Source organism: Micromonospora sp. PTRAS2 (assembly GCF_054052245.1).
Genome location: NZ_JBSWBU010000002.1, coordinates 638,403 through 657,598, shown reverse-complemented (window position 1 = coordinate 657,598; position 19,196 = coordinate 638,403). Strand labels below are relative to the sequence as shown.

Here is a 19,196-nt window from a genome sequence, read left to right as displayed (position 1 = left end):
TCGCGGGGTAGGGGCGGGGCGGCCCAGCCTGTGGCAGCGGTCGGCTGCGGGGTCCGCGTAGGGCCTCCTGCCTGCTCTTTCGCCCGCACGTCACCGCCGGCGCCTGTTGGGCGTTGACAGGGCGACATGCTGAAGTCGGTGACTCCGATTTCTATCAATCGTGACAAATGCATTCCGCTCTCCTCAAACGGACGTCATGCCCCAGAGGTTCTTTCGTCGCGTAGCTACAATGCGGCTGCCGCTGTCAGGGCGCACCGGGGAGAGTCGCGGATGCTGGGAATTGCGAGGAAAGTCTTGACGACGATGAGCATCTGGCGTAGAAGTCTGTGGCGCTATCGGGTCACCACTGCGGGAATTGCGCTGACCTCCTTCGGCGCCGCCACCGCTATCCACAACCCTCCTGTTGCAGTCAGCGTGCTGGCGGCAACTGCCGGCTGTTTCGTTTCCGTGCTGGAAATCCGTGCCAATCGTCGCCGGGCCCGGTTGGTGCGGTTTCAGTCGCGGGACGGCGACGACTACAGCGACCTGTCAAGTCAACTCAGCAGTCTGGGGACCATCGTCAAAAGCGCACACGACGTCGGCGTGGTCATGGCGAAAGAGTGCGCGCGGCTCCGTGACCAGCCCGTCAGGGCCGAGCTTGAAACCTCACCATATCGCCTCCCTCGCGAGCTCAGGATCTGGTCGTTCGACTTTCTTGCGCGTCGTGCCCGCGTCGCTGCCATGTACAACGGTGACATCATCGGCCTGGCCTCCGATGTGCCATCCGGTGACCAGGAAGTGGCTGTCAAGCTGAGGCCCGGCCGCTATTTCGACTTCTTTTGCAGCAATTTGCTGGCTCCGTTCGACGTATGGGGGACGGGTAGGAAACTGCCGCTTCTGCGGGGAAGGGAGTTGATCCTCGACCAGGGTGGGAAACTGCTGACCTTTCGGCGTAGCCGACTCGCCAACACTGTCGGCGTGTCCTCGCTGGCCTTCACGGCGGACGGCCAACTGATCCTCGTGGCCCAAGCCAAGGACAACGTGGGCAGCCCTGGCCGGATCGCCCCGTCCGGCTCTGGCGCTCTTGAACCCCGCGACGTGCCACAGGATGGCACCGGGCTGACGCTCGGAGACATCGTCCGCCGCGGTGCGGAGCGGGAGTTGCGGGAGGAATGCCACATCAGCGAGCAGGACATCGAGGTCAGCGCGATCGTGGGACACGGTCGGTGGGTCAGCCGGGGTGCCATGCCGGAATTCTGCGTGGTCACCCTGCTCCAACTCACCAGCGACGAGGTGCTCGATCGGGCTGTCCGGCTCGTCGAGCGCCCCTACGTCACCGAGGTGCTGGCGGTCGACCTGGCACCGATCACGAGATGGAACCCGAAGAAGCCGTTGGCCATGCTGCCGCAAGAGATCAGAGGATCAGCGTCATGGCCCCTGGCCCTCGGCCTGGCCTGCATGGCTCAGTCCATCCTCGACCAGTCGTGGCCGCTGGGGCAGGAGTTGACGCAGCGGCTGCCTGCCCAGAGGGAGCGACGGGCTCTGCGTGAAGGTGCGTGATCGGGGCTGGCCCACGCCAGGTGTTCGACATCGAACGGGAGGCTGTGATCCTGGTCGCCGGCGACAAGGCGGGCCGGTGGAGTCAGTGGTACCGGGAGAACATCCCGGTCGCGGAGGAGCGGTACGAGGAATACCTGACCGAGCGCAAGGGTGGGGAGGCGTCATGACTGCCCGTCGGTGGAGCGATGTGAGGGCTGAGGCGACGGCCCAGGAGCCGTGGCTTGCCAGTGCCGAGGCACAGACGCAGCGTGCCGCGATTCGCGCCGAGAACCTCGGCCGGACCCGTGGCCATGAGTTGGCCGAGATGCGAAAGTCCGCTGGGCTCACCCAGGCTGAGGTGGCCGTGGCCCTCGGGGTGAGCCAGGCAAGAATCTCCCAGATTGAGCACGGCCAGGTCGACAGCCTGGACACCCTGCGTGCGTACGCCGAAACGCTGGGCGCGGAGGTTTCCATCGTCGTGTCCAGAGGGCCGCTCACTCTGCGGGTCGCCTGATCGGCCCGAGGGCGCCCAGAGCGTTCGGAGAGATTCGACTGCAGCGCGCTGCCAGGTGAATCGGATCGTTAGCCGCGATCCGGCGAGACTGTCGGCAGCGACGGTCACCGACGGGTCAGGCCGATGGTGGCGGCGAGGCGGGCCACGTCGGCGGCGGTGGGCCCGGCGCGGAGCACGGCGGTCAGCGCGGCGTGGGCGGCGGGGCGGAGGCGGGTCTCGGCCGGGGCGATGCCGTCGGCGGTGACCAGGGCGCGGCCAGCGGCATCATGGTCGCCGAGGTCGAGGTGGGCGCGGGTGATGTCGACGAGGTGGGCGGCCCGGTGCTCGGCGGGGAGCTGACGCCAGGCGTCGTCGCCGGTGGCCCGCCGGTGGGCGGCGACGGCCCGATGGTGGTCGCCGAGGCGCATGGCGGTCAGGGCGCGGGTGAGTTCGACGGTGGTGGGGCCGAACCCGATGCCGTCGTGGTCGTCGTGCTGCCACTCGCCGTGGGTGGCGGCGAGGTGGGCCGCCCGCTCGGTGAACTCGGCAGCGGCGGCGACGGCCCCGCACGAGGCGGCGGCGAGAGCGGCCTCGGTCAGCAGGGTTCCCGTCAGCGCAGGCTCCTCCGGCAGGAAGACCCGGGACCGCACGAGGTCGAGGCGGTGCACGGCGGCTGCGGCAGCACCCATCGCCAGCTTGCCCTGGCGTAGCGCCCGGAGCGCCTGGGCGACGGAGACCGCCGCCAGGCCGGCCAGCCGTGGATCGTCGTCGGCGGCACCCATCGCCCGGTCGGCCGCCAGCCAGGCCAGGTCGGCCTTGCCGAGCTTCACCAGCACCTGGGCGGCGAGCCGGTAGACCCGCACCGGCAGGTCGGTGGCGGATGCGTCGCCAGCCGCGCGGGCGTCGGCGAGCAGGTCGGGCAGCATCCGCAACACCTGGGCGTGGTGGCCGTTGCGGTACGCCGTCCAGGCGTACCCGATCTGGTCGGCACGCTGGCGCGGCGACGACGCCGGCTGGCCGTCGCCGCCGATGCGGGGTACGTCGTAGCGCGCCAACGCCTCGCGCACCCGCTCCACGGCGCTGCCGGTGTCGGTGCAGGCGGTCGAACCCCGCTGGGCCCTGCCGCCGAGCAGGACGGCCGGGGCGACCCCGAGAGTTGCGGCCACCGTCTCGATCACCGAGAACCGATCGAGGGTACGGACGCCGCGCTCGACCTTGTCCACCCAGCTCTTCGACCGGCCGATCCGGTCGGCGAAGACCTGCTGGCTCATGCCCCGGCTGACGCGCAGCTCCGCCACCCGTCGCCCGATCGGCGGTTCGTTGCCGTCGCGCCGCGTTGGCCGGGTCACCGTTCCCGCTCCGTCGGGGGCATGGCCAACGTGGACTCCCCGCAGCGCGGACACCACCGCGACTTGACCCGGAAGGCCAGCAACCCGAGCAGGAATCCCGGCACCAACCCACCGAACACGATCGACACGACTTCGGACATCACGATCACTCTCACCTCTGACGGAGCCGGGGAACGAGCGTTGCGACGCCCGCGCCCGGCCGTGCAGCTTGACCTGTCCGCGAACTTCACGCTGCGAAGCGATCCGCGAACGGTGTGTGTCTAGAGTTGCGCATCAAGTGATGCGTGGCAAGTCCTTGTTTGTCCTCAACCGTCGAGGCGCACCGGACTCGGGGCACACGAGTGAGCGGGTCTGAGGCAGAATCACGCCATGCCTCGATTCACGCCAGCGACACCGCGCTCCCGCCGGCTCGGCCGGGAGCTGCGCAAACTCCGGGATGCCAAGGGCCTGACCGGCGAGGACGCGGCGAAGCTAGTCCGCTGCTCGTCGTCACGGATCAGCCGGATCGAGTCCGGCGAGATCAAGCCCCGTGCGGGCGACGTCATGGAGCTGCTGGTCGCGTACGGCATCAGGATCGACGAGGAGCCCGCCACGTCGCTGCTCGAACAGGCCCGCGAACTGCGTGAGGAAGGGTGGTGGCAGCGCCTCGGCGGCCGGTACGCGACGTACATCGCCTATGAGGAAGAGGCCGCCGAGCTGAAGAACTTCGAGCCGATGCTGGTGCCGGGGCTGCTACAAACTGAGCGCTATGCCCGCGAGGTCAACATGATCGGACGGGAGTCCGACAAGGACACCGTCAACCAACGCGTCGCCGCCCGGATGACCCGCCAGAAGGTGTTGCACCGCGAGCCCGCGCCGCTTCGGCTGCACGCCATCCTCTCCGAGGCGGCGGTGCGCACGGAGGTCGGCGGCCCGGAGGTCCTGCGCGAGCAACTTGACTACTTGGTCACGTTGAGCCGTCTGCCCAACGTGACCATCCAGGTCCTACGCTTCGAAGCCGGTGCCCATCTCGCGGACAGCAGCGGCTTCGCCCTGCTCACCTTCGAACAGGACGAGCCGCCGTTGGGCTACATCGAGACCCTGGCCGGCGAGCTGTTCCTTGAGTCGAACCGCGACCTGGCGCGACTGTCGGCGGCGTACGACAATCTGAGGACGTTGGCACGTTCGCCGGCCGAGTCGGTCAAGTTCATCAGGGAGTTGAGCGAGCATGGCGCGTAACGCCTGGCGCAAGTCGAGCCGTTCCGGCAGCAATGGCCAGTGCGTCGAGGTGCGCGACCGGGGCCTTCAGGTCGACGTGCGCGACTCAAAGGCCCCCGCAGCCGGCATGCTGAGCTTCGATGCTGCCGCCTGGGAGGCGTTCGTCGGTGACATCAAGACGGACGGCCGCAACCCCTGACCTGAAGCAATGGGTGTCAGGCGGCCGAGCGCGGCAACGGTTGCAGGAACGCGAGCACCTGGTCCCGGCGGCTTGCCGCGCCAGCCCTCTGACGGCGCGGCAAGCCGCGATTTTAGTGATCTTCTTCGAAACCTGCCTGATCGAACTTCAGGGCATTGCTGTTCTCCGAGATCGTGCGTACCTGGAACTCCGAGAACCCATGGGCGGCTTCGGCCTCGATTTCCACGCGGACCTTCAGGTTGACGCCGGGCGAGGCCGTCAGGTGTTGGATCACCTCGTCCATGAGCTTCTTGAAGTCCAGGCCGTAGTGGGCTGCATCGAGGGTCTTGCTGCCGAAGAAGTAGTCGACCTTGGGCTTTGGAGTCGGGCCCGGGCCATGACCGGGATCGGTCCTGCCCCCGGGATTCGGCGTCGCACCCTGCTCAGGCCCGGCCCCTTGATCATGCCCGGGCTCGGGCTCCGGCTCGGACTCGGGCGGTGTCTCTCGCTGCCGCTGCGCGAGCGCCACATCCGGCTTAACCAGGAGCGTCGCATCGGTCACCTGACTGAAATCGCCTTCTGAAGGTAGCTTGAGTCCTTCGTAACGCTCACCGTCGAAGGACAGCGCGACAGCGAATCCTTCCTGCTGCCACAGCAGTGGCTGATCGGCGATGCCACGAGCCAGCACGGACCTGTCCCGCAACCGTGGCATGTACGGGTACGTCGTGTACTGACGCCACAGGTCACCGACCCTGACGTGCCCGTTCTCCCACAGCTTCGGAAGGCGGTGCAGCCAGAGTGAGATGGCGGCAGCCGCCTGCTGGGTCGCCAGCGCTCCATCGGCACCGAGCCGCTTTGATACCCGCTCAGCCAGTGATGTCGACTGTCCCTCCGCCTTCGTCGCGGAGATGACGAACGGTGAACCGGGGTCGGGCGCCTCCGGCACGAGTGCCCAGTGGTAGGCGCCCAGCAGCCGCGAGTTGACGGTGTCCTGTGCCTGCCGCTTCTTGTCCGTCGCCTGGTTCTTCTGGTTCTGGGTCAGGTCGAGCTCGTCGGCGTTGTTCAGCACGTGTGACCACCCCAGGTAGTCCCGTACGGCCGATTCCAGCTCCTCCATGCGGTTCACGTCGGCCGCGAGGAAGACCAGCATGTTGCGGTGCACCCGGTGGGCGGTCCCACGGTGATCGGTCGCGGACCGGGCGAACGTCATGGCACTGGACTCCTGGCTACCCTTCTTGTGGGTGACCTTGGGGTGCAGGATGACGAGCCGTGCCTCGTCGGTGTCGGGGATGTCGCCGTTGTCTTCGGGGCAGATGTGCACACCGGCGAAGTCGCCGCGGCGCTGCGCCTGGTCGGCGAGCCGGTGACGCACCTCGGCCCAGACCTCTTCGACGTGCAGCCGTTCGGCCTGGTCCTTCGCTCGACGCGTGATGTTGGCCTGGAGGTCGTACCAGTACTTGCCCGACCCGGAGTAGAAGTAGGTTGCCCGGTCCCCGAGCGCCGCGAGTGCGGAGTGGAAGTTGCCCGGGATGTCACCGGGAATTGCAGTGCCGAGGAAGACGCGCTGACGTTCCAGGCCCTTGTGTGCCGAGCCGATGGTCGGCGCGGCGCCGAAAAAGATAGCCCGGGCCAACCGCTTGGTGACCCGACGGGTCTGGAGCAGCGGCTTCTCGTTGTCGATCTTAGTCGGCTCGGAGTTCGGACCGTCGACATCGGCGTCGATGATCGCCTTCCACGAGTCCTGCAGGTACTGCGTCAGCTCGGAGTTGACTGCAGAGGTCGCGAGGGGGATCGAGCCGGGCATGATCAGAGGACCGTTGTCTTCCCCCACCCACAGGGCGTGGATGACGGTGTTCATCAGGCGCAGCACGCCACGCGTGCGCTGGAAGCGCTCAAGGCTCGACCAGTCCTCGTAGAGCCGGTCGAACAACTCCGGGTGGATCGGGTAGGTGCGCTTGATTCGGTCCTCGTATGCGCCGTCTCGGGCCTCGCGAGGGAACTCGTCGATGTGCTTGCGATAGAACTCGACGAAGGCGCGGGCCGTGGCACCGATCGAGGCCAGCGTTCGCGTCGGGGACGACGAAGAGCCGCTGCCGGACGATGTGGTATGCCTCGTCGGAGGAGGCGGGACGCCACTGGTCGGCGACGCGGCGCACCACGTTCTGCAACCGCTGCAGCGCCTCAAGCCCACGGCGGCCACCGACTTCCTCCGCGTTGCCGGCGACGACCTCGTTGGGGTCCTTCCCCGTCTCTGAGGCGGGAATCGAGATCGCCAGCAGTACTCCGCTGGTCGCCTTGGCCGCCTCGGTCAGCGACTGGGCGAAGGTGAACTGGGTGTCGAAGGTGCCGCCTTTGATGCCCGCCGCCGTCGCCTCTTCGGGGTGGTCGGGCAACTGCCGGGCATAGGCCACCCACTCGTCGATGAGGATCACCGCCGGCGAGTACGCCGCGAGCAGGTCGTGCAGGGCCCGGCCGGGGTTCGTGCCGGCCCTGTCGGAGTCGGCGACCATCGCGTACGCCTCGGCACCGCCGAGCTGCCAGGCGAGCTCGCCCCACACGGTTCTCACCTCGGTGCCGTCCGGCTTAGTCTCACCGGTGGGAGCGAAGTGATTGCCGACGATGGCCACCCGATGGGCGGCTTCGACCGTGTCGTAGCCCAGCGGCCCGAGCAGGTCCTGCGTGTCCTGCGGGAAGGACCCGAGCGGCGTACCGCCGGCCAGGTGCCAGAGCGCCAGCATCGAGTGGGTCTTGCCGCCGCCGAAGTTGGTCTGCAGGTTGATCACCGGGGAAGCGTTATCGTCCCCGGTCATCCTCCGGACCGCACGGTCGACCAGGTCGCGCAGACCCTCCGTGAGGTAGGTGCGCGAGAAGAACTGCACCGGGTCCGCGTAGTCGTTGCCGGCATGCCCCTGGGCGACCTTGAACAGGTCTGCGGCGAACTCCGAGGCCTGGAAGTTGCCGGTCGCCACGTCGTCGTGCGGTCGCAGCACCTCGCGCCACGGCCGCAGGCCCGTGGAGTCGGCTGTCTCGGCGGCTGCCTTCAGCGTGCGGCGGTCGTCCTTCTTCGCCGTGACCCGGCGCAGGTTCAGCCTGATTTTGGCGACCTCTGCGGCGGCCTCGGAGGCACCAATTCCTGACAGCAGCCGCTCGGTGGTGTCCAGTGCACGATAGGCGTCGTCGTTGCTGAACGAGGCCCCGTGCGCCCAGCCGTTGCGCACGTCGCGCAACTCGCTGGCGTAGGACTGTTGAAGCTTCGACAGTTGCCCGTCGAACGGGAACCAGCCGGGCTTTACCTGGTGCGGGATGTTCTCAGTCAGAAAGCGCAGCTGAAGCTGCGGATCGGCGGCCGAGTAGGCCTTTCCCGACACCCCGTTCTTGGCGTCCTTGAGCGCGACCAACTGTGTCCAGTCGGAGCCCTCTGGCAGGTGGGGGGAGACGACCCGGGTGATGAACTCGTTCAGCGCCGGAGACAACGCGTCGAACATCTGGCCGATGCGGTCGCGGTTCGATATCGCCATGTCAGTTGAGCTCCCACTCCTTGACCAGGATTCCCGTGAGCTCCGCCTGCCGTTGCTCCAGCACTCCCGGCGTCCATTGTGGTTCTATGATCACGCGGGTGGTCAAGGCGAATCCGGCGACGCCGGCTGCGGGACCGAAGTACTTCGTCTTCTTCGTGTCGAAGTCGTAGTTCTGCGCCTGGCTGTTCTTGTTCCGATTGAGCAGCAACAGGTTGCCGAGGCGATGGGTCCAGTAGGCCCGCTCGCCGTCGGTGAAGTCCGTAAGCCACTGGCTGCCGCTACGCGGTCGCTGCGGGAGCACGTGCTCCACGCTGATGATCTTGTGTTGATAGGAGACGCCGGGTGCGCCCGCCAGCAGCTCGTCGAGTCGTAGCAGCACGTACTTCCGGACTGGCTGTACCTTGTAGAGCTCCCCGTCGAGGCGCTCGCGCGTCTCCTGCCGCTCCTCGGGGCTCAGGTCGAACGCCGTCGCATCGACACCGGCACCGCCGTCGAGCTGCTTGAGCAGCTCGATGTAGCGGATCACCCGAGGGGTGGTGTAGACGCGCCGCAGCAGCATGCTGGCGGCGAGCCGCTCCAGCCGCCGCAGGAAGGCGTCGAGGAACACGGGGTCGTCGTCGTGGTTGCGCAGGGCCCACAGCGCCGCCGGACGCCAGTCGCTGTTGTCGAGCTGAACCAGGCGCTGCAACCAGTTGTTGACCTTGGCCCAGCCGTCGTCGTGCTGGTCGTAGTCCTGATTGAGCAGGTGCGCGTAGGCGGTGGCATAGGGGATGAGCATGTCGTCGACGAAGCTCGTGGCCTTGCCGGTCTTGGTGTAGGCGTTGAGCACCTGTTGCGGAAACTCGATCAACAGTTCGCGTTGCCCCCGGGCCTTCGCCACGATCATCCTGAGGTGCAGGAACAGGTCAGCGAACGTGGTGCGCCCCAGGTTCTGCTCCGCGGTCTCCCACGCCTTCGCATACTCCTGCTGGTGGGCGGCGTCGATGGAGCCGATCACCTCGGATTTGAAGATGTCGGACGGCTCGAGGTCGAGACCTCGGGCGTTCATCACGCTGAAGATCCGGTGAGCGCTGGCCAGGTCGGGTGTGCTGACCACGACGAGAAAGGTCCGGTTACGCGCGAGGGCCGCGAGGGCACTGCGCTTCTCGTCGGTCCAGGACGACAACCTCTTCCGCAACGCCCCGGTGTTGTCCCGGATGGCGCGCTGGCTGTCGTTTGCCAACGCGTGGTCGCTGAGCTTCAGAAGGTCGTCCAACCGGCCTGGGCTCTGCACGTACGTCGTGAAGAACCCGGCGTCCTGGGTGCGCAACAGTAGGCGCGGCTTGGCCTTGATGTTGTCGAGGGCCACCCCCGGCTCCAGGACCATGTCGCGCAGGACGACGGCCACCTCGTTGCTCTCGGCCAGATCCCGCAGGACGGAGAGCAGGATGCTGAGCGTCGTCAGGCGTTGCTGGCCATCGATGACATCAGCCTGTGGCGCGTTCTCGTCTGGCTTGACCAGGACGAGGGAGCCGAGGAAGTACGGCTCGGCCGTGTCTCGATCGAGCGCGTCCTCAAGGTCGTCGAGGAGCTGCAGGGCCTGCTCGGTGCCCCAGGCGTAGGGCCGCTGGTAGTGGGGGATCGCAAAGTCGAAGTCGGCAGAGAAGATCTTTTTCAGCGGATGCTCGTGGGCCTTCAGCGGCATCAGTCATCCTCCTCTGGGAATTCGAATTCGCCCTGCTGGTGGCTCGTCGGCGCGGCCCTGGAAGCGTCAACGACGTCCCCCCACGACTGGGCGATGGCGTTGAAGCTGATGGCGTCCTTCGTCCAGCCGTTCTTTTCCGCGATGGAGAACAGAAGGAACGCCAGCTCCTTGACCAGGTCCGGATCGACCGCGCCGTCCGGACGATTCTGCGCGGTCGCGAGGAACTCGCCGGCCGCCGGGACTCCCTCGGTTTCGAGAATCCGGATCGCGTGGTGCAAGACCTCCCACGTCGACGTGTGCTCGTCGGCCAGCACGTCATAGTCTGCGGGGGTGTCGGCAGGCTTGATGAGTGTGACCCTGCCTGCGCGGCTGGTCAGGATCTCGTCGCGGTCCATCCGCTCCACCGAGGTGTTGCGGGCGAGGGCGAGGTTGTCGGCGTCACCGAAGGTGCCGGTGCTGTAGCCGTGTTGGCGATACCACGCGATCGCGAAGCGGGTCGTGTAGTCGAAGTCGCCTTCCTGCTCGCTGAGCACCTGGTCCAGGATCTCATTGATGCGCGCCAACGCCGACCGCACCGTCATCTGCGAACCGTCCGGTTCTAGCACCTTTGCGTAGCGACTGAACACCGCCATACCTGGTCCGATCGCCGCCTGCGGAAGGTCGACTGGCGCGATCGCGCCTTGCTGCAACCTGCGAAGAGCTTCTGGCAGTTCGGACTGTAGCGCTGAGATGAGGCCCCGACGGTCGGTCGTGGGCGCGTTCTCGGGGCGAGGTCGCAAAGCCAAGACGATCGCGGAGGCGAGCGCATTAGTACCGACTGCGATCATCCTGCCACCGCGCTCGCTGCGGCTGGGCCACGTCGCGGTGATGGACCAACCTCCGCTCACCATGCCATCCAACAGTGTCTCCCACCCAGAGGAAGACGTGCCCTCGTCTGAGGTGTCGGACTGCTTGAACGCGTACCAGACAGTGATAGGAAAGTCGAACCTAGCACTGGCCCGCGCATTTGCGAAGACGTTCTTAAATCCTTCCTCGAAGAACTGCTTGGCGCCATCGCGCCCATGATGGCGATACGGGTTCGCTACGAGTTCCTCTGACTTGGGGACCAGCATGGTGCTGAGTAACTGTGGGTGAATCGAGCGCAGTGACTGCCGTAGCCATACGTAGAAAAAGTCTGACAGATCTGAATAGCCGATGTTGTCGTAATAAGGAGGGTCTGTCGAGACAAGGGGTTCGAAGGCTTGGCTGGCGGCGTCACGTTGGTTAACCCATGCTAGCCCCGATGCGGGGAGCCGCTCAATTACTGCCGCCATTCCGGGCAGCGTGGTCGCCAAGTCTCCGGCAGACTCAGCGAATGGGTTCAGTTCAGTAAAGTCCCATGTCATGGGCAGTGCCTGTCTGGCAAAGGTGCTGCGCGATGCTCCAGTGCCGTGCGAGGAACGCCACGTTACGATGGAGGACAAGTCGTCAGCGATTACCGATGCTGCCATGCCTAGATAGGTGGCCACGGCATCGGCATAGGCGGAGGCGCCGGTACCGCCAGCCTCTAGTCGCTCGCCTTCGGGGAGGCCTGCATCGAGAGCGTCGCGAAGGACTAGCGCGCGGGCTTCAGAAACCGAGTCACTGAACGTGGTCAGAGCTGTCAACTGGCGATTGGTAAAGAGGTCAGAGAACTCAGTCAACCCATATGCTGGCGGAGAAAACCAGCGGGGATTGCTTGCGATTGCCCCATGGATATTATGCGCTGGCTTCTGGATTGCTGCAGCTGCAATGTGCGTATCGTTAGGGGTGCAGTAGATCCTCTGCCTTCTACCTTCCGCTACTACCGCCATCAAGGCGGTACTACCTCGGCCCGCATTAAACTCGTTCCGAATGTGCGCTACGGGAGAAAGGGCATCACATGCAACGCAAGTAGCGCCGGTGCGTCCGGAGACCGTGCCGTCGTTTTCGAAATCGGGCACGCGGCCCTCTGTGGACTGGAGGTCGAATTTCACCCGCAGGCCGGATGGGTGTGAGGCGTCTTTGACAACCGAGTAGACTACCCGCACTTCTTTGCCTTTTTTCTTACTGAGCCACCATGACTTTACGAGAGGCATCTCGATCCCGCACCCCGGGTTAGGGCATGTCACGGTCCGCGCCCAAATCCACGCGATTACGTTCGCGGTCGACCCGTCGGCCAGTGTGGCCTGTGGGTACAGATGACCGAGGTGCTTCTCGGCTTCGTCGCGCATCCATTTGCCATAGGCCCGTACATCTGCAGCCAGGCCCTCGGCCCTAGTCCACGCCCGAATCTCAGACTGGGCCAATCCCGGGAATACTGGTGGCCGATCACGGAACTTCGGCGGGATTTCGATGAGCGCCTTGTTGATTAACACCGCAACAGGATTGAGGTCGGAGGCGTGTGCCTCCAGGCCAAGCCGCTGCGCTTCCAGTGGGATGGTGCCGCCACCGGCGAAGGGGTCCAGGATTGGCGGAGGGTTGCCGTCACAGGACTTCACGATCTCCGCGTGGGCCTCGGCGAGCAAGCGCTCGTCGCGGATGTTCTCCCAGACGACGAGGCGTTCGATGATCTTGTGTAGCCGCTCGCGCTCGGCGCGCTGCGCCTCCTCGGTGGGGAACTGGTCCGGATGCGACGACGGGTCATCGACAAGCTGGGCGAACAGGACCGCCCGAGCCGCAGCCAGCGGCCGTCGAGCCCACCACAGGTGCAGAGTAGAGGGGTGGCCGTGGCGGATCGACTTCTCCCGCGCCGACTCGCGATTGATCGCTTCGAGCGGAAGTGCGACCTCGATCAGCTTTCGCTTCATCTATTTCCTCTAGCTCTGCAACTCAGAAGGGCGCGGTGCCCGTGGCCCAGGTCTTGGTCCAGTTCGCCCGGATGCCGGTCGCGGCGAGGTCGCCGAAGCTGACGCCCGCGAAGGGGTCGGCGACGTACCGTACCTGGTCGTGCTCGGGGCCGGCCTTGCTGACGGTGACCAGGGCCAGCCGGTAGTGGGGGACGGCGTTCTTGCCGGTGACGACTTCGTTGTGGGTCACGTAGAAGTCCTCAGCACCCTCGATGCGGGCCTTGACCTCGATGCGAATCGAGGCGCTGCTGTCGGAGGGAATGGACAGGACGTCGTACCCCGGGTTGTTGAATGCCTGTTCGTGCGGCACCCGGCCGAGCGCGCGCTCGGTGGCGAGCACCAGCTCGACGCCGCGCCGCTCGACGGCCTTGGTTTCCTTGGCATGGATCGGCGCGTCGGCGGGGATCTCGGCGTCGACCATCGACAGCGGCAGCACGAGCGCGGCGGTCATGATGCGCGGCGGCTTGGTCACCAACTGGGCCTGCTGATCGAGCAATGCCAGCCGGGCCTGCCGGCGGACCTGGAGCTCCTGTGCCTTGCGTATCAGGCTGTCGGAGCTCTCCTTCGGCTTCGTGCCGGCTCGTTCCTTCTCTTGGGCGGCGATCGCCTCCCCGGTCAGTCGGTTCGACTCGTGCGCCAACCGCTGGTCGACCCGTGCCCGGGTGCGCTCGATCTCGGCGAGGCGTCGGGGCGAAACCTCGGCGAGATAGTCCTTGAGCTGGTGCCCGATGATCCAGGTGCGGGCCCGGGCCTCGGCCTCACCAAGCCACGGCAGCCTCAGTGCAGCGGCGACAGCCGGGGTGCGCGGGGCGGCCACGCAGTCGAGGTACGGCGCAGGGCCGGCTGGCCTGACCTGGCCGGTGGCGTCGACGTAGGCGTAGCCGAAGCGGCGGGAGATCGACTCCCCGGTGCCGTCGACGACCTCCTCCACGACGCCCACCAGGAGAGCCGGCTCCTCGATCTCCGGGGAAACCAGGACGGTGCCCCGATCGAGGACCGGCCGGAGTTGGGTGATGGTGAGTTCGGCTACGGCGTCGTGGAGGGGGTGCCCGGGGGCGAGCAGGTCGGCGCGGGGCTTGTCGACCGCCTCGATGCAGTCGAGTTCGAACGTGACCCGTTCGTAGCGGGTAGCCACCGGCCCGTGCCTGGTGACGGCGCGGACGCCGGCCGGAACATGGGTGATCTCGTAGCGGCCACGCTCGCGCCGGGCGAGTCGACCGCCGAGACGCTGGAAGGCGAGGCGGAAGGCCCACTCGATGTAGTGGGGTTGCAGCCGGCGGGCGCGGGCCTCCTCCATGAGCCGCTGTACCTGGGCCAGGTCGGCGTCCGACATCGCGTCGTGGGTGAGCGCGCGCTCTTCGAGGAGCTCCTTGAGGCCGTGGGCGACCGACGCGTCGATGACCTGCTCCATCTTGGCCCGGGTCTCGGGGAGGTTGCCGTAGCGAATAGCTTCGATCAACAGGTCGCGCAGGGGGGTTTCGTCGAAGGCAGCGCCCAGGACGTCGAAGACCTTGCCGCCATAGGCCTTGCGCTGCTCCTCGACCTTCTGCAACAACCGAGTGAAGACCTCGCCCTCGCGGGTGTTGGCGGCCACGAGATTCCAGAGCCGGCACACCTCCGTCTGCCCGATCCGGTGGATTCGGCCGAAGCGCTGCTCGATCCGGTTGGGGTTCCACGGCAGGTCGTAGTTGACCATCAGGTGGGCGGCCTGAAGGTTGAGCCCCTCACCGGCCGCGTCGGTGGCCAGGAGCACCTGGCAGCCCGGGTTCTTGGTGAACTCCTCGGTAACGGCCCGCCGGTCGGCGCGGCGGACCCCGCCGTGAATGGCCTGCACCGTGTCCGGCCTGCCGAAGAGTGAGCGGATCTTGCGGGCCAGGTAGTCGAGGGTGTCGCGGTGCTCAGTGAAGATGATCAGCTTGCGTGGCTTGTCGGCACCGGGGTTGATGAGATCGTTATCCTCGAGGATCTTGCGAAGCTCGACCCACTTGCGGTCCGTGTCGAGGTTGCGGACGCGGCGGGCGACCCTGATGAGCTCGTCGAGCTCGGCCAGCTCGGTGTTGAGTTCGGCGATCGTGCGGGCTGCCGTCGCGGAGTCGAGCAGCTCCTCTTCGAGCTGCTCGACTTCTTCGGCGCTGTGCTCGTCGTCGTCCCAGTCGCGCGGGTCGATCGGGGCGGGCTCGTCGCCGACGCCCCGGCCGTGGAGCAGGTCGTCGCGGCGGCGCCTGAGTCGTTCGGCACGGCGCACCAGGGACTGGTGGATCGCCTCGGGGCTGGAGGCCAGGCGTCGCTGGAGCACCGTCAGGGCGAAGCCGACCGTGTTGCGGCGCTTGTCGTCCAGCCGTGCGGCCCGGTTCATCCCCTCGCGCACGTATTCGGTTACGCGCTCGTAGAGGCCCTGCTCGTCGGCGGTCAGTTCGTAGGGGATGGTTTGGGCGATGCGCTCGGGGAAGAGGGGTTTGCCCTCGAAAGTGAGCAGGTCCTCCTTGACCATGCGGCGCATCAGCCCGCTCGTGTCCGCGTTGTGGACGCCGGCGTTGAACCTACCCTCGAAGCCGTCGCGTTCGAGCAGGGTGAGGAAGAGCTGGAAGTCCTCCTCCTTGCCCGCGTGCGGCGTGGCTGTCATCAACAGCAGATGACGGGTGCGGTCGCGCAGGCTCTCGCCGAGCTGGAAACGCCGGGTCTTGTTGAGCCTGCCGCCGAAGTAGTGCGCGCCCATCCGGTGCGCCTCGTCGACGACGACGAGGTCGAACTCGGCGTCGTCGAGGTGCGAGGCCAGGCCGTCGTTGCGCGCGAGCTGGTCCATCCGCGCAATGAGCAGCGGATGCTGCTCGAACACGCTCGAACCGAGGGCGGCGTCGACCATGGCCGTGGAGAGGATGTCGAAGCGCAGGCCGAACTTGAAGAACAGCTCGTCCTGCCACTGGTCGACCAACCCGCCGGGCGCCACGATCAGGCAGCGCTTCACGTCGTCGCGGAGCAGGAGCTCCTTGATGTAGAGGCCCGCCATGATCGTCTTGCCGGCGCCGGGGTCGTCGGCCAGCAGGAACCTCAGCGGCATGCGGTCGAGCATCTCGCCGTAGACGGCACGGATCTGGTGAGGCAACGGCCGCACGTCGCTGGTGGCCACCGCCAACATCGGGTCGAACAACCCGGCCAGGGAGATCCGCTGGGCCTCCGCGACCAGCCGAAAGTCCTGAGCATCGGCGTCGAACGGGCGGCTGCCCGCGTCGGAGAGGCTCAGCTTGGCCTCGTCAGCCCGGAAGAGCACCTGCTGGCGCAGACTGCCGTCGAGGGTCTTGTAGGTCAGCTCGACGGCGTCCTGGCCGTGCCACTGCGCCGCGAGCACCGAGACCGTCTCGCCGGGCACCACCCCGCTGACCCGGAGGCCGGGCGAAAGATCCTCGAGCCGCACCAGTCACCTCCAGATCGACAACCCGCAGAGCTTACGGGCGAGCACCGACACTACTGACGACCGGGAAATCGGCACAGTTCGGCAGGTGCCGCAGACGCCGTGCGTCAGCTTCCCGACAGCAGCCCTCGGAGGGCCCGTTCGTGTAAGGGGTGCACTACGATACCGTCCCTAAACCCCTCGATATCTGCGGTGAGCATGAACAAGACGGAGCGCGAAGAGATTCGTCGCCTCACGGCCGACTTCAGGCAGTGGAGTCACCGTGCCGAGGAAGTACAGAACTGGCATCGGGCTGTGCAGGACGCGGCCAGCAACGATGAGCGATCGTTGCAGGCACGCAGCGTCATGGTGGTACGGGCTGGTCAGGCGGCCTGGCGGGTGCTCGCGCTCCGGACGAGTGACGCGGGCGTGGTCGGGCGGCTCTGGGAGCGCGCCACACTCCCCGTGCCGACGAGCGGCGAACAGGCGTTGCTGCGCGTCCTCGCCACGGACATCCCCCGCCTCATCGCCGAGGTCGCCCCCGCGCTCGGCATGCGTCGCTTCTTCACCGGGGCGGAGAAGAAGCAGGCGGCGGAGCAGGCGGGCATGCTTCTGCGCCGTCACCACGAGGCGGTCCTCCGGGGCCATGGACCCCGTCGGCTGGAACGGCTCGGTGCCTTCACCGCATCCGTCGACCCGCGTCGGCTCGGATTCCCGGCACTGCTCGATCCCGCCCTGCGCTTCGGCCTCGTCTCCGGACACCGCGGCCCGGCACCCGAGCTCCTGGATCGGTCGGTCATCAGCGGCCTGCCGGAGGCACTGGATGCCATCACCAAGGTCGTCGCAGGTGAGGCCGGATACCGGTCGGCGGCACAGGACGCAGGCGAGAGGGTCAGACGTGCCGAGGTGCAGCGGGTTCTTCAGGAGATGCCCACTGAGGCGTTGAAGACAGCTACCCGTGATCGTCTCCGACTGGGCGCGCTCACCGAGGCGGGGATCAGCACTGTGCAGGAGGTGCTGAGCCACGGCCGGTCGCTTCAGGCGTTGCCGGGCGTGGGGGAGACGTCTGCGCGGCGGATGCTCGGAGCGGCGCAGGCCCTCTGGCAGACGACGTACGAAGAGATGCCGGTCCGCATCGACATCAACCACCGCCGTCCGGAGACCACCGAGTTGCTGCGCCGCCTTGCCGACTGGGACGCGTGTCGCCAGACCCGGGGAGCCGCTGAGGACCTCGAACGGGCAGCCGAGCTCGCGCCACTGCGGGCAGTGCTCGGCAGCGAAACCAGCCACCTGCTGGTCGTCCCGATCAGGCAGCTCGCTGTCGCGGGGCTGACAGAGAGCATCCAGACCGTCAAACGGCGAGCCGAACTGCTCGGCATGTCATCCGCATCCGGCCGCAGGAGCGTCGGTGCGGACCCGTGGGACGACTTCCTCGCCCGGCCCGCCGACTACTTCGCCATGCTCGCCGAGTTGGGCTTCGTCACCGAGGACGAGAACGCAGTGCACGGTGATCTTCCTGAGGAGATCATCCAGGCGGTGCGCGACCAGGCGCTCAACGGTGAGCATCTGACGGCGTCGCTGCGCGGGTACCAGAGCTTCGCTGCCCGCTTCGCCCTCGTGCAGCGCAAGGTCATCATCGGGGACGAGATGGGCCTCGGTAAGACCGTCGAGGCGATCGCGGTGCTGGCACACCTGAAAAGCAGGGGGAAGACGCACTTCCTGGTGATCTGTCCGGCCGCCGTGGTGACCAACTGGATGCGCGAGGTCTCCCACAAGTCGAAGCTGAAGGTATGCCGGGTCCATGGGCCGGAACGCGACCGCGCGGCTCGCACGTGGATGCGCGACGGCGGTGTCGCCGTCACGACCTACGAGACACTGGCCTGGTGGGAGCCTGCGCTGGGGGAACTCCGCGACCTGCCGTGCGTCGTCGTCGACGAGGCCCACTACATCAAGAACCCGCAGGCACAGCGGACGAGGCGGACGAGGCGACTCGTGACGCGCTCGGACAGGGCGATTCTGCTCACCGGCACGCCGCTGGAGAACAAGGTCGACGAGTTCCGCAACCTGGCCTCCTACGTACGACCGGATCTCACCGTCGACGCCACCGACCTGTCGCCTCGGACGTTTCGCCGGCAGATCGCTCCGGCTTACCTGAGGCGGAACCAGGAGGACGTGCTGACCGAACTCCCGGAGCTCATCGAGGTCGAGGAGTGGCTTCCCCTGTCGGCGGCGGACAGTTCGCGGTATCGCGTTGCGGTCGAGCGCGGCAACTTCATGGAGATGCGCCAGGCGGCGATGCTCCAGGGAGCCCAGTCCACAAAACTGCAGCGCCTTATCGAGATCGTCCGCGAGGCGGAGGAGAACGAGCGTCGGGTCATCGTGTTCTCCCACTTCAGGGATGTGCTCAGTCTGGTCGCCCGGTCGTTGCCCGGCCCGGTCTTCGGGCCACTCACCGGGTCGGTGCCAGCCGCGCAGCGCCAGCAGATGGTCGACCAGTTCTCGGCCGCCAGGCACGGTGCCGTCCTGGTGGCCCAGATCGTTGCCGGCGGTGTCGGGCTCAACATCCAGTCGGCATCCGTCGTCGTCATCTGCGAACCCCAGCTCAAGCCCACCACCGAGGCACAGGCCATCGCCCGTGCGCACCGGATGGGGCAGGTGCAGTCGGTGCAGGTCCACCGGCTGCTCTCTGAGGACAGCGTCGACGAGCGGATCACCGAACTGCTGGCCGGGAAGAAGCGGATCTTCAACGACTTCGCCCGGGTCAGCGACATGGCCGATTCCAGCCCGGAGGCGGTGGACCTGTCAGAGGCCGAACTCGTCCGAGCGGTGGTGGCAGCCGAGCGGCGGCGCCTCTTCGAACGGGGCTCCGCTGCCCAAAGCGACGCGGCCGACTGACTGCGGGTTATACCTGGTCGGGCACCAGGACGGCTGCGTCGGCGTGGACCAAGGGGGCAGCGGCTGCGGCGCTCGGCCATCCGACGCCCTGCACCGGTCACGGCGGGAGCCCGACGGCGGGTAGGCCGCA

The 19,196-nt window shown here is 67.0% G+C and carries 13 protein-coding genes; 6 read left to right on the top strand and 7 right to left on the bottom strand.

What is annotated here, in order from left to right; translation table 11 throughout:
* The first annotated feature begins 270 nt into the window (after positions 1–270).
* The 3 genes from ACVMYR_RS08785 to ACVMYR_RS08775 are packed head-to-tail and all read left to right on the top strand — an operon-like array spanning position 271 to position 2,032.
* Positions 271–1,539, top strand: coding sequence for a hypothetical protein (locus ACVMYR_RS08785; protein WP_457121525.1), 1,269 nt, complete (start codon positions 271–273; stop codon positions 1,537–1,539).
* A gap of 20 nt (positions 1,540–1,559) precedes the next feature.
* Positions 1,560–1,706, top strand: coding sequence for a hypothetical protein (locus tag ACVMYR_RS08780; protein WP_431892434.1), 147 nt, complete (start codon positions 1,560–1,562; stop codon positions 1,704–1,706).
* Positions 1,703–2,032, top strand: coding sequence for a helix-turn-helix domain-containing protein (locus ACVMYR_RS08775; protein ID WP_077936403.1), 330 nt, complete (start codon positions 1,703–1,705; stop codon positions 2,030–2,032). The genes ACVMYR_RS08780 and ACVMYR_RS08775 overlap by 4 nt, the downstream gene beginning before the upstream one ends.
* A gap of 104 nt (positions 2,033–2,136) precedes the next feature.
* Here the strand turns inward: ACVMYR_RS08775 and ACVMYR_RS08770 are convergent, their stop codons facing one another.
* On the bottom strand, positions 2,137–3,360 hold the full coding sequence (locus ACVMYR_RS08770) for a helix-turn-helix domain-containing protein (RefSeq protein ID WP_457121524.1): 1,224 nt from the start codon (positions 3,358–3,360) through the stop codon (positions 2,137–2,139).
* Positions 3,357–3,500 carry a hypothetical protein gene (locus ACVMYR_RS08765; RefSeq protein ID WP_199485977.1) on the bottom strand — a complete coding sequence of 48 codons (144 nt, stop codon included), beginning with the start codon at positions 3,498–3,500 and terminating at the stop codon, positions 3,357–3,359. The genes ACVMYR_RS08770 and ACVMYR_RS08765 overlap by 4 nt, the downstream gene beginning before the upstream one ends.
* Before the next feature lie 229 nt (positions 3,501–3,729).
* On the opposite strand from ACVMYR_RS08765, the gene ACVMYR_RS08760 reads away from it, so the two are divergent.
* Entirely contained in the window at positions 3,730–4,578 is an 849-nt protein-coding gene (locus ACVMYR_RS08760; RefSeq protein ID WP_457121523.1) for a DUF5753 domain-containing protein, read from the top strand.
* Positions 4,568–4,756 carry a DUF397 domain-containing protein gene (locus tag ACVMYR_RS08755; protein WP_457121522.1) on the top strand — a complete coding sequence of 63 codons (189 nt, stop codon included), beginning with the start codon at positions 4,568–4,570 and terminating at the stop codon, positions 4,754–4,756. The genes ACVMYR_RS08760 and ACVMYR_RS08755 overlap by 11 nt, the downstream gene beginning before the upstream one ends.
* Positions 4,757–4,868: 112 nt before the next feature.
* Here the strand turns inward: ACVMYR_RS08755 and ACVMYR_RS08750 are convergent, their stop codons facing one another.
* Genes ACVMYR_RS08750 through ACVMYR_RS08730 form a run of 5 tightly spaced genes read right to left on the bottom strand, consistent with a single transcriptional unit; the run spans position 4,869 to position 16,153 of the window.
* Positions 4,869–6,665: a hypothetical protein gene (locus tag ACVMYR_RS08750; protein WP_457121521.1), complete on the bottom strand. Its 1,797-nt coding sequence runs from the start codon at positions 6,663–6,665 to the stop codon at positions 4,869–4,871.
* Positions 6,628–8,253 (bottom strand): Swt1 family HEPN domain-containing protein, encoded by a 1,626-nt coding sequence (locus ACVMYR_RS08745; RefSeq protein ID WP_457121520.1) that lies wholly within the window; start codon positions 8,251–8,253, stop codon positions 6,628–6,630. Before ACVMYR_RS08745 ends, ACVMYR_RS08750 begins: the two co-directional genes overlap by 38 nt.
* Before the next feature lies 1 nt (position 8,254).
* On the bottom strand, positions 8,255–9,937 hold the full coding sequence (locus ACVMYR_RS08740) for a DUF262 domain-containing protein (protein WP_457121519.1): 1,683 nt from the start codon (positions 9,935–9,937) through the stop codon (positions 8,255–8,257).
* On the bottom strand, positions 9,937–12,744 hold the full coding sequence (locus ACVMYR_RS08735) for a DUF1156 domain-containing protein (RefSeq protein ID WP_457121518.1): 2,808 nt from the start codon (positions 12,742–12,744) through the stop codon (positions 9,937–9,939). Before ACVMYR_RS08735 ends, ACVMYR_RS08740 begins: the two co-directional genes overlap by 1 nt.
* Before the next feature lie 22 nt (positions 12,745–12,766).
* Complete coding sequence (locus ACVMYR_RS08730) at positions 12,767–16,153, bottom strand: helicase-related protein (RefSeq protein WP_457121517.1); 3,387 nt, start codon at positions 16,151–16,153, stop codon at positions 12,767–12,769.
* A gap of 237 nt (positions 16,154–16,390) precedes the next feature.
* Here ACVMYR_RS08730 and ACVMYR_RS08725 point away from each other — a divergent pair, with 237 nt between their 5' ends.
* A complete protein-coding gene (locus tag ACVMYR_RS08725; RefSeq protein WP_457121732.1) occupies positions 16,391–19,066 on the top strand; it encodes a DEAD/DEAH box helicase in 2,676 nt (891 codons plus the stop codon).
* The last annotated feature ends 130 nt before the right edge of the window (positions 19,067–19,196 follow it).

Bases quoted from the DNA above. Each gene is read 5' to 3' on its own strand.
- ACVMYR_RS08765 (WP_199485977.1), bottom strand. From the start codon at position 3,500: ATGTCCGAAGTCGTGTCGATCGTGTTCGGTGGGTTGGTGCCGGGATTC.
- ACVMYR_RS08755 (WP_457121522.1), top strand. From the start codon at position 4,568: ATGGCGCGTAACGCCTGGCGCAAGTCGAGCCGTTCCGGCAGCAATGGC.
- ACVMYR_RS08785 (WP_457121525.1), top strand. From the start codon at position 271: ATGCTGGGAATTGCGAGGAAAGTCTTGACGACGATGAGCATCTGGCGT.
- ACVMYR_RS08760 (WP_457121523.1), top strand. From the start codon at position 3,730: ATGCCTCGATTCACGCCAGCGACACCGCGCTCCCGCCGGCTCGGCCGG.
- ACVMYR_RS08740 (WP_457121519.1), bottom strand. From the start codon at position 9,937: ATGCCGCTGAAGGCCCACGAGCATCCGCTGAAAAAGATCTTCTCTGCC.
- ACVMYR_RS08775 (WP_077936403.1), top strand. From the start codon at position 1,703: ATGACTGCCCGTCGGTGGAGCGATGTGAGGGCTGAGGCGACGGCCCAG.
- ACVMYR_RS08745 (WP_457121520.1), bottom strand. From the start codon at position 8,253: ATGGCGATATCGAACCGCGACCGCATCGGCCAGATGTTCGACGCGTTG.
- ACVMYR_RS08725 (WP_457121732.1), top strand. From the start codon at position 16,391: ATGAACAAGACGGAGCGCGAAGAGATTCGTCGCCTCACGGCCGACTTC.
- ACVMYR_RS08735 (WP_457121518.1), bottom strand. From the start codon at position 12,744: ATGAAGCGAAAGCTGATCGAGGTCGCACTTCCGCTCGAAGCGATCAAT.